At 49.6% G+C, this 17,236-nt stretch carries 6 protein-coding genes and 1 tRNA gene; all 7 read right to left on the minus strand.

The window, feature by feature from the left end; genetic code table 11:
• Positions 1-3,732, minus strand: a 3,732-nt coding sequence (locus F1381_RS15645) for a non-ribosomal peptide synthetase (RefSeq protein WP_151735790.1), incomplete at its 3' end; no start/stop codon positions are given.
• Complete coding sequence (locus tag F1381_RS15650; RefSeq protein ID WP_151735791.1) at positions 3,725-7,486, minus strand: ATP-binding cassette domain-containing protein; 3,762 nt, start codon at positions 7,484-7,486, stop codon at positions 3,725-3,727. The genes F1381_RS15645 and F1381_RS15650, both read right to left, overlap by 8 nt.
• Complete coding sequence (locus F1381_RS15655) at positions 7,483-8,205, minus strand: thioesterase II family protein (RefSeq protein ID WP_151735792.1); 723 nt, start codon at positions 8,203-8,205, stop codon at positions 7,483-7,485. The genes F1381_RS15650 and F1381_RS15655 overlap by 4 nt, the downstream gene beginning before the upstream one ends.
• On the minus strand, positions 8,198-12,742 hold the full coding sequence (locus F1381_RS15660; RefSeq protein WP_187355379.1) for a non-ribosomal peptide synthetase: 4,545 nt from the start codon (positions 12,740-12,742) through the stop codon (positions 8,198-8,200). Before F1381_RS15660 ends, F1381_RS15655 begins: the two co-directional genes overlap by 8 nt.
• Before the next feature lie 47 nt (positions 12,743-12,789).
• The gene (locus F1381_RS15665) at positions 12,790-15,831 is read right to left on the minus strand and encodes a type I polyketide synthase (protein WP_151735794.1); all 3,042 of its coding nucleotides are present in this window, start codon (positions 15,829-15,831) and stop codon (positions 12,790-12,792) included.
• Positions 15,832-16,330: 499 nt separating this feature from the next.
• Positions 16,331-16,416: transfer RNA gene (locus F1381_RS15670), tRNA-Leu, on the minus strand.
• A gap of 268 nt (positions 16,417-16,684) precedes the next feature.
• The gene (locus F1381_RS28900) at positions 16,685-17,176 is read right to left on the minus strand and encodes a WGxxGxxG family protein (protein ID WP_151735795.1); all 492 of its coding nucleotides are present in this window, start codon (positions 17,174-17,176) and stop codon (positions 16,685-16,687) included.
• Positions 17,177-17,236: the final 60 nt, after the last annotated feature.

The following is a 17,236-nucleotide window of genomic DNA, read 5'->3' on the forward strand; positions in this document are numbered from 1 at the left end:
TTGCAGCACCGGACCGGCAACCCGTTCGTTGTGCCAGGCGGAAAAGTCTTTGTATTGAATCCGCAGCGGCGAAAGGTCTTTTCCTTGGTATAGCGCAACGAATTCCTGGATCAGGATGCCCATGGAAACCCCATCGGAGATGATGTGGTGCATATCAAAGAGTAGCAGATGTCTGTCTGCCGCCAACTTGAGCAGTTTAACCCGTAAGAGAGGCGCTTGGCTCAAGTCAAACGGCTGTACGAACCCGGAGATTAACACCTGTGCCTGCGCTTCTTCCGCTGCCTTCACTTCGACGGTAAAGGGGACCTGCGGATGAACCCGCTGCACAATTTCTCCGTCTGCCATTTCAAATGAGGTACGCAGCGTCTCATGCCGCCGGATGAGTTGCCTGAAGGCTGCTTCCAACCGCTGCGGGTCCAGAGCGCCTTCGATCAGCATGGCTCCCGGCATGTTGTAGCTGGTGCCTGCCCCTTCCAGCTGTCCGAGTATATACAGCCGTTTTTGAGCGGAGGATGTCGGATAACAGTCCAGCTCCGCAACCGGTTCTATGGCTGCATGGAGGTTTTGTTCGGCGCTTTGTACATATTGGGCCAGCTCTTTAACTTTCGAGTTAGCAAAGACGGCACTTAAAGGAACTGCTGCATGAAGCACCTGGTGAATTTTTGAAATGAGAACTGTCGCTTTCAGCGAATGTCCCCCCAGTTCAAAGAAGTCATGATTGATGCCGACTCCCTCAACGCTGAGTACTTCCTGGAAGATCTCTACTAACTTCACTTCGATTGCATTAGTCGGAGCTGCGTAATTCACGCCGTTATGTAGGCTTTTGTCCGGTTCCGGCAATGCCCTTCTGTCTAACTTACCGTTTGATGAAAGCGGCAGGCGATCCAGATATACGAAATAGGAGGGGATCATATATTCCGGGAGTTGTTTGGACAGAAATTCCCGAAGCTCCGTCACGGTCAGTTCCCGGTCCGCCACTATATAGGCGCATAAATATTTGTTACCGGCTTCCCCACGATCTGCTACAGCCACTTCCTTGATGCTTTTATGGTTTAGCAACCGGGCCTCAATCTCGCCCAGTTCGATCCTGAACCCGCGGATTTTCACTTGGAAGTCTGAACGGCCTAAATACTCGATCGCGCCGTTGTCCAGGTATCGTGCAATGTCGCCTGTCTTATAAATGCGGTTTCCAGGTTCTTTGGCGAACGGGTCGGGAATAAAACGATCGGCCGTCAGATCTGGGCGTTTCCAATACCCGCGCGCCAACTGGCAACCGCCGATATACAAATCACCAATCACGCCAATCGGCACTGGGAGAAGCTCCTCGTTCAGAATGTACATTTGCGTATTCGCGATCGGATAACCGATCGGTATGGAGCGCAGGGAGTCTCCCGGCTCGCATTTCCACCACGTCACATCCACGGCAGCTTCCGTCGGACCATACAAATTATGCAGTTCGCATTCAGGGAAAGCTTCAAAAAATTCTTTTGTCAAAGCTACCGGCAATGCCTCACCGCTGCAGATTACGCGGCGCAGCGACACACACTCCCGGCTGCGCGGATTTGTGAGGAAGATTTGCAGCATTGAAGGAACAAAGTGTAATGTAGTGATCGACTCTTCTTTGATTAGATCAATCAGATAATCCGGGTCTTTGTGCCCTTCCGGCTTGGCGATCACCAGCTGCGCGCCAACCATAAACGGCCACAGGAACTCCCACACCGATACATCGAACGAATACGGTGTTTTTTGCAGCACGCGGTCCTCATGGCTGAGTTGGAAGGTTTCCTGCATCCAAAGGAGACGATTTCTAATTCCAATATGCGTGTTTACGACCCCTTTGGGACGGCTGGTCGACCCCGAAGTATAGATCATGTACGCCGCATTATGCGCCGCAAGTGAAACAGTTGCGGTAGTGGCATCCGGTAAATCAACTTCGTCGAGTACGACCGCTTTGTCGGCAATACCCAGCATCTCCAGCAGAGGCAGCAGTGAATTCTGCGTCAACACCACGCTGGAATTCACTTCCGTGACCATCCATTCGATGCGCTCCTGGGGCAATTCCGGGTCGATAGGCACATAAAAACCTCCGGACCGCAAAACGGCATGAATGGCAGCAACCATTTCCACCGACCGATACATCACAATAGCTACCGGGGACTCGGCCTGAACGCCACTAGCTGCCAGTACTCCGGCAATCTGCTCGATACGGTCGTCCAGTTCCTGATAAGTCAGCTTTCTCCCTGCAAAGCTTAAAGCTGTCTCCTGCGGTGTTTTGCGCACTTGTAAACGCAGCCAGTCATGCACCCAGCCGGATTCTGTATAGTTCCGTCCCGTTTGGTTCCATTGCTGCAGGAGCATTGTCCGCTCTTCTTCACCCAGATAGTCCAGCGATCCGATGGCGAGTTCCGGCTTCCGAACCGCTGCATCCAGGAGGTTGATGAAATAGCGAACAAAGCGTTCCGCCGTGGTCGAGACAAACAAATCGCGGTTAAAAGTCAAAGTACCGTATAGCTTGCCCCTGCCTTCCGAGATAAAGAGCTGGAGATCACGCTCCAACCAGCGCTTCTCCAATTCGATGGATTCAAACTCCAGTTCACCCAGATCGAGGCGGGCGCCGCTCCATCCTTGAATAAAGGGCGCCATATCTTCTAGTCCGCGTGGACGATCATAGACAAACTCAACATCATAAAGTGGCGAGCGGCTTCTGTCGCGCGCATTTGTTAATTTTTGCACAAGCACGGGAAAAGGGAGGTCCTGTTTGCGCAGATGCTTCCCGGCGTTCAGATTGACTTCGGTCACCAGATCTAAGAAGGATTCCGTTGGTGTTATGTTCTGACAATGGACAATCATGTTGACAAAAAAGCCGAAGGTTTCGCGGAATTTCCCGCGGGTTCTGCCGGCATAGGGAGAGCCTACGACAATGTTCGATTGCCCAGAATATTTGTGCAGCAATACCATGTATGTAGACAATAATATGGAGTAGAGGGTCACTCCCTCCTCTTTTGCAAAGGCACGAAGGTTCGTTTCCAACGACTCCGGCAGCTCAAACCTGATAACGGAGGCGCGATGAGTCTTGACGGCAGGACGCGGTGCGTCTTCTGGAAGTTGCAGAATCGGCAGCTCTTGGCCAAGTACAGACTGCCAATAATTCAGCAGCTCTTTCCCTCGTTCGCCTTCTAGGAGTGAGGACTGATATTCAACAAACTCGGGGTAGTTATTCACTCGCTCTTCCTGCTTGGCCTCGTCCAGCGCTTTGTTCATAAAGGCTTGACCCAGATCTTGAATAAATCCGGTCATCGACCAGAGATCAACTGAAATATGATGAAAGCCTAAAAAGAATACCAGCTCATCGTTTGCGCAATAGTATAATTTCGCCTTCATCAGTACGCCGGAAGTCAGGTCATACGGTTCGTCAGCCGCCTCGGCGAGGATTTCCAGCAGGGAGGGCTCATCAAGCGCAGTGGCATCCACTTCTTCGATTGGCAAAATGGCATCATGCACGACCTCTTGAAAGAGTTCGCCCTCCTGCTCAAAAAAACGTGTGCGAAGGGCATCATATTTGTGGAATAAAAGGGTTATTGCTTGACGGAGTCGCACAGGATCTTTTCCTGACACGACCCGTCCTGCAAAGCTGAGATGGTTAAAGGGCGCTTCATTGCTGCCCTGCTGTTGAAGCCAGAGCGCTTTTTGCCCATAAGAAAGCGGCGTTAATACAGACTGTAAATTATTCATTCATATCACCGTCTTCCGTTGAAGTGTTTTCAAGCCTCCCAGCCGAGAGACGAATGATTTGATCGCAACCGAGAACAGTAGATGTCCTGTGTGCAATGGTTAATACGGTAATGCCATCAATGGCTGCTTTCAGTTGGCTTTGAATCCGCGCCTCCGTCTGCACATCCACATTAGAAGTAGCTTCGTCCATGATGATGATCCTAGGATATTTTAAGAGCGCCCGCGCGAAGCATATAAGTTGCCGTTGGCCCTGGCTCAAATTGCCTCCGCTTTCGGAGATTACGGTATCCAACCCTTCAGGCAACAGTCTCATGAAATCGCCCATGCCGACTTGGTCCATAACTTCCCGGAGCCGCTCATCCGGATGCAGGCCGTTCGGGTCCAGATTCATGCGAAGCTCCCCGTTTAACAGGAACGGTTCCTGCGGTACTACCGCAACCAGACTGCGCAGTGTTCTCAAAGGAATTGCGCGGATCGGCACACCGTCAATCAGGATATCACCGCTTGAGACTTCCGCCATACCCACCAACGATTGGAGAATTGTACTTTTCCCTGATCCTGTTCTCCCGATAATGCCCACTTGCGCCCCCGGTGCGATGGAAAAACTGAGGTTTTTGAGGACATCAGGCAAATGCTCCGCATAGCGCACAGATGCAGCGACAAACTCAATTGAAGCGCCCTTGCGCTCAAAACTCGTCATCCCCTCGATATCGTTCGTCCCCGCAATATATTTGCTATACATCGCCTGCTCTTGGGTATCATGTCTTCGGAACGATGTTTCTTCATTTGGCAATTGCGCTAAATCCATCAAACGCTCCACGGAGGTCAAATTTCCTTCCACCATCGCAAACGTTCTTGCGCTCCAATTCAGCAATGTCCAGAAACTGATCAGGTAAGTGAGGATCACACCAGCAAGACCGGTCGAAATCAAGCCGTGACGGGCTGCAAAGAAAATAGAAACAGCCGAAATCATGGAAATGCCTCCGCTTAGGACCGGTACGCGAACACTAAACCAGCGGTCTGTGAGCTCATGTGCACGCGATGCACGCTGAAACGCATTGTGTCGCTCCTCAAACCGTTCGGTAAAATAGTCTGACTGGTTAAAGGTACGGATCGTCAACAAACCTTCGAACGTTTCGCGCAGATGGCTAAAAAGAGGGGATTGCTTAACCTGTACCAGCCTTTTGATTTCACGCGATGCGATACTGAATTTTTTTTGGAGTTTGTAGTACGCCCACAGGATCGGGACTATCCCAAAGATCAGCCAAGGACCGGCGATGACGATCAGAATCATGTTCACTATGCATTGGAACGTAAAACGCACCATATTTTCAAACATCCAACGCAAATCGTTTTCAATCACAAAAACGTCTCTGGAAAAACGGTTCATCAAGACGCCGGACATTGTCGAATCGAAAAACCGGATTGGCGCTCTAACGACCCCCTCCAGACCTTCATTGTGCAGAATACCGGATGCAACAGCCGTTTGACGGTTCCAAAGGGCTCGCTGCATATAAGTGACAATCATTATCAGAACTCCGATTCCTGCATAAATCAGTATGCTCAGTCCGGAATTTTCGGCGATTCTTCTCAGTAGTGATCCCTCTCGGAACGCCTGCGGGTCAGACAATGCAACAAACCAAAGATTCTGGATGAGAGGAATCAGAACAGCCAAAACGACCGTAGCCGCAAGAGCGATAGACATGTATCTGCGTTTGGGGTTATTTTTACCACCAGTCATCGCATTCACAAAGGCACCATAAACTTTTCGGCCCACACTCCCCGAGCGTCTGTCCTCGTCCTCCGTAATACGCAACGGATCGTTTGAGTCGGCTTCCTGTGACAGGATCTCATTGGCAGCCTCGCTCTCCTTCGCTGCAGGCGTTATCGGAGTATTGACGGGGGCATCTGAATAGAAATCCCGGAAATCAGGACGGGTCAAAAGTTCATCAAGCGTCCCTTGCGCTATAATTTTTCCTTCCTGCAAATAAACGATCTTGTCAAAACGGTGTAAGAATCGCAGGCGGTGGGTTGCCACAATGCGCGTAATCGGCTTCCATTCTGTGAAGAGCAGACGTTCGACAATCTGTTCTTCTGTAGCCGAGTCCAGCGCAGAAAATGGATCATCCAGCAGGGCAAGGCCCGGTTGGGCCATGACCGAACGTGCCAAGCTGACGCGTTGCTTCTGTCCTCCGGAAAGGCCGATGCCCCGCTCTCCGATCTCCATAGCAAGACCGCCCGTCAATAGGCGAACATCCGCCTCCATCGCCGTCACTTCAATCGCCCGCTTCAGCAGTTCCTCAGAGCCTGCTTCTTCCAAGCCCATCAGGATATTCTCTTTTAGTGTTGCATTGAATATAAATGCCTCTTGTGGTACATAAACGGTGCGCGGAGTTTGCGAAGAGCTCACGCCTTCCCAGCGAATCAGGCCCGATACTCGTTCATCTTTTTCCAACAGGCTGCGAAGCAAGACGCTTTTCCCGGATCCCACCGAGCCGACAATCGCCACCGATTCGCCAGGCTTAACAGTGAGATTGATTCCGCTTAAAATCGGTGTTTCCTGGTCTTCTACAGCCATAGACACTTGTTCTAACGAAACTCCCACCGCCACACCCGGAGCCGAAAGTGGCTTCGATCCACTCGGATTCTGATCTGCTTTCAGAAAATTTAAAACGCGTTGTCCGGCAGCTTTAACTCCGGAGAAATTGTTAAGAATATCCGGCATCTGCGCAAACGGAACTTCCAGCAGCATTAAAAGGCCAAGCGACGGGAACAGCACAGTAGGATCCAATGGTTGATTCAACATTACGCGCGTCCCGAATGCGGCTAAACAAACTAGCGTTGTCGTACTGCCAAACACGACGATCGACATTGCCGATTTGGAGCCCCAGGAAATCTGTTGCTGCACTTCCTGATCTCGGACATCGCGGATTTTCTTATCCAGCAATCCAGTTAAATCGTACAGCTTTACGGTGCGAATGCCGCTAAGTAATTGTGAAATCAAGTTGAGACGTGACTCTCTCAGTCTCGCGCGATTATTATCGAATTTGACAAAATGCTTCGTAATCCGTAGTGCTATTGGTTGGAAAACCAGCAGTGTCGCCACTGCTGATAACGTCCCAAGCCCCAAATAATACAGGAGCAAGACAATTACCCCAATAAAAAGAATGATTACGTAAAACAAATCGTTGACTAGATATCCCAGATTGGAAATGGTTTGTACATCATTCCCTACACTGTTGATGACATCGCCGGAACGATATTTCGACCGGGCCACAGTATTTAGCTTTAGCATCTGACGGAAAATTAAAGAATTGAGTAACTTTTGATGCTTCTGAAAGGCAACAAAATCCCAGAAAAAGCACTGGTTGGTGACGATTCCGCTGATAATAGTGGCGATAGCGAACAAAAGGGCTTTAATCACCCCGTCCGATATGCTTGATTGGTGGACGCCGTCGCCTACAATGACAGTGAGAATCTGCTTGATGAGTACCGGGATACTTAGCGCAAAGAAGACTCGGAAAAGAGTAAAAAATATGCCCCATACCGTCGGTTTTCGATTTATCCGGATCATTGACCCGATAAACTTCCCGACGGAGCCATACGAGAGATTATTAAATCCGCCTTCGCGATCCTTTGTTTCGAGAGGCGCCAAATCTTCAAGCCGCAGCATGCGTTCCGAACTGGCTTTGATTACTGAGTTCACTTCCGTATAGAAAAACTGCCTTTTGATCCACATGAATAAGTTGTTCATTTTGCCTCCGTTATCTCCCCAGCGAGCATGACCGAATTCACATACGCTCCAATATCCTGGTAATATTTATTAATGAAAAAATGACCCCCTTCAAAAAATAGGAACTCACATTTTTGGGAAGTGAAAGCTTGCCATCCTGTTATTTCTTGAGGGTACAAATCGTCCGTTTTTCCGTTTAAGATAATGAATTCAACATCCAGTGCCTTATGCGGCGGCCTGAACGTATAGGTTGACAGCAATCGGTAATCCGCACGGATGATAGGCAGAAACATCTCCAGAAAGTGCGGGTCTGTAAACATCTCTTCCGGCGTTCCGCCAAGCTTGCGCAACTCCTGAATAAATTCATTTTCAGGCAGCAGATGCATCTGTTTATGTGGACGTACAGATTGGGGCGACCGGCGACCCGATAGAAACAGGTGCGTCGGTACCGAGTTGGATTCCTCAATCAGTTTTCTCGTCACTTCAAACGAGATACTCGCTCCCATGCTGTGTCCATAGAGCGCATAAGGCGTGTTAACCCCATGATGCAGGATTTGTTGATGTACGTCCTCCAGGCAATCCTCAAACGTCTCGTAATGAGGTTCGTGGAGGCGGACACCGTGTCCGGCGAGTTCTAGAGGGACCCATTCAATCATCGGATGAATTGCAGATCTCCACTTCATATACACGCTGGCCGACCCGCCGGCAAACGGCAAGCAAAATACTTTTGCCTTACACATGCGTTCCCCTCCAAACTGAAATTTTTTCGGTGGGGTTGTTCACAATAAATTCAAGGCCCGATAAGATTAGCTCCAAAATCCGCTCGGCCGTTGAAACCTGAAACAATCGTTCCCGGAATTCCAGCATCAATAACAGACCAGTATCCCTACGATAGGCTTCAAGACGAAGGTCAAAACGCGTCATGGTTTTTTCATCCATGATCTCTCGAACGGTGAAACCGAATTTCTCAAAATCGAACAATTCATTCTCGACCCACACCACTGAAGTATCAAAGAAACCCTGAGACCATCCACTGTCTCGTTCAGCATGTTCTTCGTACAGACGGATAACCGGATAATCACGCTTCGAATACGCTTGCCGCGAACTAAATTGGGTCTGAACCAAGAGCTCGGCAACAGTGCGCTCTGTATCCACCTGTTGTAGTACGGGGATGGTATCGAAAAGAAGGCCTACGACGTTTTCATATTCTGGTCTATCACGGTCTGCAACGAAAGAAAGCAGGAAAAATTCATCCTGTTCGAATTGCCTGGACAGGGCAAGCGAAAAGGCAGCAAGACAAATGCTATGTTCGCTCACACCGTACGCTTGCGAGACGGAGCCAAGCTTCGAAACCAAGCTTTCCTCCAGATTGAGCATAAGATGTTTGCCCGATTCCCAACCAATCCCTGCCAGAAATTGCGCATCCGGGCTTCGCAAGCGCTTGGCCCCCTGTGCAAACACATTCTCCCACTCCGTTTTTTGTGCAAGAGCAGCCGCACTTTCCGCCCGGCGCAACCGGTGTCTGACGTACTCCGGATAGTGCATGCTTACAGGCAACAGCATCCGTCCTAGATATAGACTGATAAACTCCTGCAGGATCAACGCCTTTGAAGTGAAATCGGCAGCGATTGTGTGATTGTCAAAGAAGATGTAGTGCCGGTTCGGGTTCACCGTCAGCACTTGCATTCTGAACATCGGTTCTTGAGCGAGAGTAAACGGACGAATGAATTGAAGCCAATCCCCCTCAATCTCCTCTTCACTCGCATGGCCATAACGAAATTCAAGGGACAACAACGGATCGCTCTTTAAAATCAGCCCGCCCGATTCTTCAGTGATTAAGATCGCCTTCATTATCCAATGGCGATCACTGACGGCCCGAAACGCAGCTTCGGCACGCTCCGGATCCAACTCTCCCTCCACGACAGCACGATATGGCATGTTGAACACGGCAGATGACTGAATTTGGTTGTTATGACGATAAATCCGCCAATGTTCAGACAGAGCTTGCACTTGTGTCGCTATCCCTGCAATCGGTTGATCAATACGTCGAAGGCTGTTCTCTTGGGCTTGTTGATACAATTCAACAAATTCCCCCAAGACGGGTCCGGAAAAAATCGCGGTGAACGGCAGCTCCACACCTGTCTCTGTTTTGATCCTGGAAACCAACCGCATCGCTTTCAAGGAAGTTCCACCCAATTTGAAGAACTCATGTTGCAAACCGACACTTGACTCTTCAAGACCAAGGACTTCTGCCCACAGTTTTGCGATTAAGCGCTGGTCATCCGTTTGCGGAACGACATAGTCGGATGGATTGACAACATTGCTTTCAGGTGCCGGGAGTGCACTTCGATTGACCTTGCCATTGACGAGCAAAGGCAGCATGTCCAAGCCTATCCAGTAGGCCGGAACCATATGGCCGGGCAACAGCGACTGGGCCGCAAACTTCAGTTCCTCTAAATTGAAACCCGGTTTTAATACCACGTACGCACAGAGCTGCTTGTCTTCCGACTTTCCCCATTTGCCGGCTACGACCACTGTTTCGCCTACCATCTCTGTGGTCAGGATTACATGTTCGATCTCGCTTAATTCGATACGCATTCCGTTTATCTTGACCTGATGGTCGCTGCGTCCCAAGAACTCCAGGGTTCCATCTGCCAGTTCACGTACAAGATCACCTGTTCTGTACATGCGTTGTCCCGGTTCCTCTGCGAAAAGGTCAGGCAAAAAGGCAGCTGCCGTTTTCATGGGGTCTCCTAGATATCCGCGGCCAACCCCTGTTCCGCCAATGTACAATTCACCGACAATGCCTTTGGCTACTTGGCTTAAGTGCTCATCAAGCACATAGAGCCGCATCCCCCGGATCGTTCCGCTAATCGGTACCGAAGGGCGCTCAATCGAAGCAGCGCTTAGCACGAAATGATGGGTCACGTCATCCGAACATTCTGTTGGGCCGTACGCGTTAATAATCGGTATGTATTGGTACAAGCGAAACCATCTGCGGCAAAGCTCAGACAGCAACTGTTCACCGTTCAATATCATCCACCGTAACGGCAGTTCGCCTATGGTTCCTCGTGATTCTTCGATCTCGTCAAGCAACACGGTAAGATGACTTGGTACCGTTTCGAATACGGTCACGCCATGCGATCTAATTTCCTCCAGTAGCGGCTTCGGCTGCCAGGCCTTAACCCCTTTACAAATGACGGTCTTTCCGCCAACCACCAGCGCTGTTAGAAACTGCCATACGGAGACATCAAAACTCTGGGTGGCTGTTTCGGCCACACTATCAAATTTGGTGAGTTTTAGATCGGTGACCTTCGCCAACAAATGGTTTATCATTCCTCGATGCTCGACCATCGCTCCTTTTGGTTTCCCCGTCGAACCTGAGGTAAAAATGACATAAGCGAGGTTGTCCGGTACAACAGGAACTCCCGGGTTTTCTACTGAATGGTATTCTGTCAGCAAATCCTCAATCAGAACGACTCTCATATCTTCACCGGCAATCGCACGCGCAGCCTCTGCGTACTGAACTTCTGTAACGATATAACGGCTTTTACTTTCCTTCAGTATCGTTCCAATCCGCTCATACGGAAGGGCTGGGTCTACCGGCACATAGGCTAGGGCTGCCTTAAAGACTCCAATCATTGACGCCAGAAATTCAAGATCACGGTCCAGCCACAGCGTGACTAACGCCTCTGGCGGTAGCCCTTGTTTGAGCAAGCCGTCGGCTATGCGATTCGCCCAAGCATTCAGTTCAAAGTAGTTAATCGTTCGATTCTCACAGATCGCTGCCGTAGCATACGGCGTTTTTCGCACCAGATCTTCAAACACCTGGGTAAAGACGGGATCATCTTCGACCACCGCTGAACCGCGATGTCTTACCAGTGCCTCCGTTTGTTCCGCTTCATCCAAAAGCTGAATCGCAGCAATTTCACGCTCCGGATCTTCGATCAGCTGTCGGGTGATAAATTGGAAGTGCCGCATCATTTGTTGTATGGTTTCCGCTTTGAATAACGATGTGTTGTACTCCAGCCTGAACTGCATTTCGTTGTTCTCTTCTGTCATATACAATTCAAGGTCAAAGTTGGCTACTTCCCGTTCGAACGGATAGGTGCTGATCTTTAAGTCTTGAAAATGCGCTACTGTTTTCTTCATGTTGAGCATCGAGAACATAACGTCAAACAATGGATTTCGGTTAATGCTTCTAGCAGTAACCGTCTTTTCGACCAACGCCTCAAACGGATAATCTTGTGCATTGATGGCCGAATGGACTATTTCGCGCAATTCTTTAATGTATGTAACGAATGTTTTCGTGGCCTCGGGTCTGCTTCGGATTGCAATCGTGTTGACGAACATCCCTACGAGTTCTTGCAACTCTGGATGGCGTCGCCCAGCGACCGGAGAGCCGACCACGATATCGTTTTGGCCCGAATATTTGGCAAGCAGGACGGATAGCACTCCAAGAAACAGTGTAAAATCGGTCACTCTCCACTGCTTGGCCAGATGTTTGAGCGATTCCGTATCTTGTCTACAAAAGGTGACCTCATAATGTGATCCCTCAGAGGAAAGTATGTCCGGACGCGGAAAGTCGGTTGGCAAATCCAGCACAGGTATTTCAGATGCAAACATATTCAGCCAAAAATTCTCTTGCACTTTCACCGCTTCAGATTCAAACCATTGTTCCTGCCAGACGGCAAAATCCCGGTACTGTAATTGCAGTGGGGGAAGCACCGCTCCATTATAAAATGTCATTAAATCACGGAGGATAATTTGCAGGGAGGTGCCGTCCGCTACGATGTGATGTACGTTGAGGAGCAGGAGATGGCGGTCAGCGCCAAGTCTAGCCAGCGAAATACGGATTAGCGGCGGCTTTGCAAGATCAAAGGGACTGTTGATTTGTTTCATCAGTTCCGGTATTTCCTCTTCCATGATTTCCACGTAATTGATCTGCAGCGGAGTGTCCTGCTTCGTGAATTGAACGATCTCATGATTCACGATGCAAATCCCGGTCCGAAGACATTCATGGCGTTCGGTTAGCTGATCCACCGCCGTTTGAAAGCGATGATGGTCAATTTTCCCGTTAATATACATTGCGAGCGGAAGGTTGTAGGCGACCGATTGCATGTCCATCTGGTGCATGAGGAATATTCTCTTTTGTGCAAAGGAGGCCGGATAGCACGAACGATCGGCTACTCTTGCGATTTCATATCCTTTACGTTCTGCAATCACCGTTTGTTTTGCAACAATCTCGTCGGACTGTTTTGGGGTGACTTGCTTCATAAGTCTTTTTATAAGTTGGGATTTCGCTGTGTCAGTCGTGCTTTTCATTATTCGTTCACCCCAATCAGGAGTGTCATAAGCGTTTGTTGTACTTCATCTGCTTCCTCTTCCGTCAATGTGCCGAGCTTATCCAGCACCTGGCAAGCCAGTCCTTCGATTGTCGGAAATTCGAAGAGTTCATTCACCGGCAATTCTACTTTAAAGATCGATTGAATACGTCCGAGCAGTTGAATCCCAAGCAGAGAATTTCCGCCAAGCTCGAAAAAGTCATCTTTCCTGCCGATTGGACTAACATGGAAGAGATCCTGCCAAATCTCAGAAAGGATCATTTCCAGTTCGTTCTCTGGCTCGACAAACTCATTTTTGATATTGTACCGTTGTTCATACGCTTTCGGCCTAGCGCCGGTCGTCTGCTCCGCATGATGCACCGGTGCCGAAGCACCCGCGCTCAAGCTATACGTACGCCGGTCGAAAGAGTAAAGTGGAAGCTCTACTTTTGCTCGTATTTCATCTTGGTAGAGGGAGGGCCAATCTACCTGAAAGCCAGCCGACCACAGGGTACCGACGGCACTAATCATGTGAGCGGCATCTCCGTCCTTCATACGGACAGCCGGCAAGATAGGTACCGCAGCAGCGTTCCTGAACGTTTGGCGGGACAACGATGTCAGCGCTTGTCCGGGTCCGACTTCGACAAAATGCGTGTAGCCTTCGCTTTCCAAAAGTTCGATCATCGAAGCAAACCGGACAGTCTTCCGCAGATGTTCAGCCCAATACTCAGGGGAACAGGCCTGCTCTGGCGTGATCCACGTCCCTGTAACATTAGACAGGAACGGCTTTGAAGGTGGCGAAAGGCGGATGGCACGCACCAATTCGGTAAACGGCGCCAAGATTGGGTCCATCATCGCGGAATGAAAGGCGTGCGATGTATGAAGCAGCGTCGTGCCAATAGCCTCCATTTCCAGGGAAGTCTTAAATGCCTCCACCTCGGCAGCCGGTCCGGAAACAACACAACTGCTCTTACTGTTGACTGCGGCGATATCCAGATTCGTATGCCGCTCCAATCGCAGCAGCAAGTCGTGTTCCGCCAAAGCTACAGAAAGCATAGCGCCTTCCGGCAACCCCTGCATCAAACGACCCCGGTGCGCTACCAGAGCCAACGCGTCTTCTAAGGACATCACACCAGCCAGCGTCGCTGCCACATATTCGCCGATGCTATGCCCCAGCATTGCAGCAGGCTTCATACCCCACGACAACAGTAACTTGGCCAAGGAATATTCCACTATAAAAAGGGCCGGTTGAGCGATGGCGGTGTTTCTCAGCTCCACCATCGCCTCTGGCGTTTCTTTAGGCTCTGCGAAAATCAAACGTTTGATATCCTGTCCCATCAAGTGCGGGCGCAGCAGCTCGCAGCACATGTCAAACTCGCGCCTAAAAGCCGGTTCGGAGGCATAAATCTCCTTCGTCATTCCAACATGTTGAGAGCCCTGTCCACTGAACATCCACACCATCTGTTTCGCCTGATCAGCCGACTCAACACGCTGATTTACGTCAGTAAGTTGTGCGATCACCTCATCGACGGTACGGCCGGCAACCGTGCGGCGATATTCGAATTCACGTCGGCCCGTTTGCAAAGTAAATGCAATGTCAGCCAGTTGGCTACTTCGTTCCGTTTCCAAAAACTTTAGAAGCTCCCTGGAATAGAGCAAGACTGACTCCGGTGACTTGGCCGAGATTGTCAGTGCATGAGCATAACGCTGCGATAGCGTTGTTTTGAATGGAGCTGGCGCCTCAGATAGTATCATATGTACATTGGTGCCCCCGATTCCGAAGGAGCTTATTCCGGCAAAGCGCGTATCCTGACCGCTTTTCCAAGGAACGGTCCGTGTGTTAACGAAAAAGGGGCTGTGTTCAAAGTCGATATTAGGATTCGGCGACGAAAAATGAAGGCTTGCCGGGATGCACTCATTTTTAAGCGACATCGCCACTTTGATAAGTCCGGCAATACCGGCAGCTGAATTCAGATGCCCCAAGTTACTTTTTAACGAGCCGATCGGGCAATAACCTACGTTGTCCGTGCCCTGTCTAAATGCTTTAGTCAAAGCGGCTATCTCGATTGGATCACCGAGCGGCGTACCCGTGCCATGAGTCTCCACATAGGATATTTCGGACGGATCAACCCCTGCGATATCCAATGCCTCGCTGATCACGGCCGCCTGTTTATCAATACTAGGGGCCGTATAGCCGATTTTTTCTGCACCATCATTATTGACTGCGCTGCCTCGAATCACCGCGTAAATGCGGTCGTTATCTTCGATCGCATCTTCAAGGCGCTTCAACAGGACAACACCTACGCCAGTCCCCTCAACTGTCCCCTCAGCTTCCACATCAAACGGACGGCAATGTCCATCTGACGAGAGCACCATACCTTTCTGGTAGACATACCCTCTTTTATGTGGAAAACTGACCGAAACCCCGCCAGCCAGCGCCATATCGCATTCGCCGTTCAGCAAACTTTGACATGCCATGTGCACTGCCACCAAGGAACTGGAGCAGGCCGTCTGCACGGATATGCTGGGACCGGACAAATTCAGTTTAAAAGATACACGAGTGGCAATATAATCCTTGTCATTGCCTAGCATTAATTGATATGAATCGTATTCTCGGAATAGCCGGGAATTATTACTAAGATTATTCAACAGATATGTGCTCATCCCACCGGCCCCGAATACACCGATCGCCCTCAAATCCTTATCCAGATTCATCCCTGCATCTTCGATTGCACTCCAGCAACATTCGAGAAAAAGTCGGTGCTGAGGATCCATCATCGATGCTTCGACCGGGGAGATCCCGAAAAAACCGGCATCAAAATCTTCCGGATTGTCGATAATGCCTTTGGCCCGGACATAGTTGGGATGTTCTAAGAGCTCCGGATCTTCCCCGTCAGCCAACAATTCCTCGTCCGTAAATCGGGTGATGCAATCCGTTTCCGTAACAAGCCTATGCCAGAACTCCCTGGTATTCCGTGCCTTTGGGAACTGTCCGGATAGTCCAACAATCGCAACTGAATTTTCATGGTTTTCCTGATTCATAAGCGCCTCCACTCTCTGTGTTTGCTATCTCGAAGGGTTGGTTAAATACTCCAAAATCACCCCAATTTAACGGTCAGCAAATTAAGTTACTTAACTTTTACACTCTATTTAAATACTGATAAAATGCAAAATAGTCTGATTCTTTGCACACCAAAGAACCATGACGTCAGAACCATTACCAGCTGACCGGCCAAAGTTATCTCGTAACAGTTCTCCTTTTTTATACTACCTTTCAATATTATGTATATAAAACCTTAATTCTCTTTTGACATCACAGAGTATAACACCTAAATGTTGGAAAAGTATATACTTTTTCTTACAGACTTTTGTTTGTTTGGGTCGAATGCTACTTTCTTTGTTAAAACATGAATTATTACAAGTGTTTTATTATTTCTTATGTATATAAATTAACCTTTAGCAAAAGTAAATGGCCCTGCAACCCGGCTTAAAAACAAACAAGGGTTCCAGCTCTAATGAGCTGAAACCCTTGTTGTTCTAGTGCCGAGGACGGGGGTCGAACCCGTACGAAGGTCACCCTTCGCAGGATTTTAAGTCCTGTGCGTCTGCCTATTCCGCCACCCCGGCATATAAAAATGCTTGTTCGTAATTTGAACAGCAATGTTCGTTTACCGAACGAATTAGATCATATCACGCAATGTAGAGCGCTGTCAACCTGAAAGTATATCCACAGCATCCTTTATAATCTCTTTGCCGCTAATGTTCATGTTCGGTTTATTCATCCTGGCGCTGCTCGATTTCCTCAAAAAATAGACCGCCCTGTCCGCACCAAAAACCAGCCCGCTCCCGGCCAAAGCCAGAAGCGGGCTGGTTACTTTGCTCATTAAGCGGACGCTTAATGGCGTTCGCGGTCGGTGCTGCGGTTGCGCATACCGGCCAGGCCGAGGAGCCCGATCAGTCCGAGCCAGCCCCAGTTGCCGTTGTCATTGTCGTTGTTGTTGGTTGTAGCATTTGCGCGGTAACGGGCGTTGTCGTTGTTGGTGCTGGTGATGCGGTAACGGCCGTTGTCTGTTGCCACCGGAGAAGTACCGTTGTTGTTTCCGGTGCGGACTTTGTCGCGCATAATGTTCCCCGTCTTGTCAACGCTGCCGGTCACTTCATTCATCATGTTGTTGCCGGCTTGATTCAGGCGGCCCGTACCTTCATTGTACATGCGATGGGCATCATTGGTCATGTTGTTTACGACCCCTTGGCCGCCTCTGGCTCCGGTATTGGGAACAGTATTGCCCATTCCCGTCGTACCGGCTGCACTGTCGGCGAAACCGACGCCCATCAGGCTCATGGATAACAGTGTGCCGCAAGCAAGGCTTGTAATCAGCTTGTTCAAGATGTTATGCCCCCTTAATGGATGGTTGGTTGGACGCTGATAATTTCCCCGTTAGGCATA

Origin of the sequence: Paenibacillus tengchongensis (assembly GCF_008973665.1) — a bacterium.
GTDB classification, from domain to species: Bacteria; Bacillota; Bacilli; order Paenibacillales; family Paenibacillaceae; genus Paenibacillus_AQ; species Paenibacillus_AQ tengchongensis.

Excerpts from the sequence above, each read along its gene's own strand:
- F1381_RS15650 (WP_151735791.1), bottom strand. The coding sequence starts at position 7,486 with ATGAACAACTTATTCATGTGGATCAAAAGGCAGTTTTTCTATACGGAA.
- F1381_RS15655 (WP_151735792.1), bottom strand. The coding sequence starts at position 8,205 with ATGTGTAAGGCAAAAGTATTTTGCTTGCCGTTTGCCGGCGGGTCGGCC.
- F1381_RS15660 (WP_187355379.1), bottom strand. The coding sequence starts at position 12,742 with ATGAAGCAAGTCACCCCAAAACAGTCCGACGAGATTGTTGCAAAACAA.
- F1381_RS15665 (WP_151735794.1), bottom strand. The coding sequence starts at position 15,831 with ATGAATCAGGAAAACCATGAAAATTCAGTTGCGATTGTTGGACTATCC.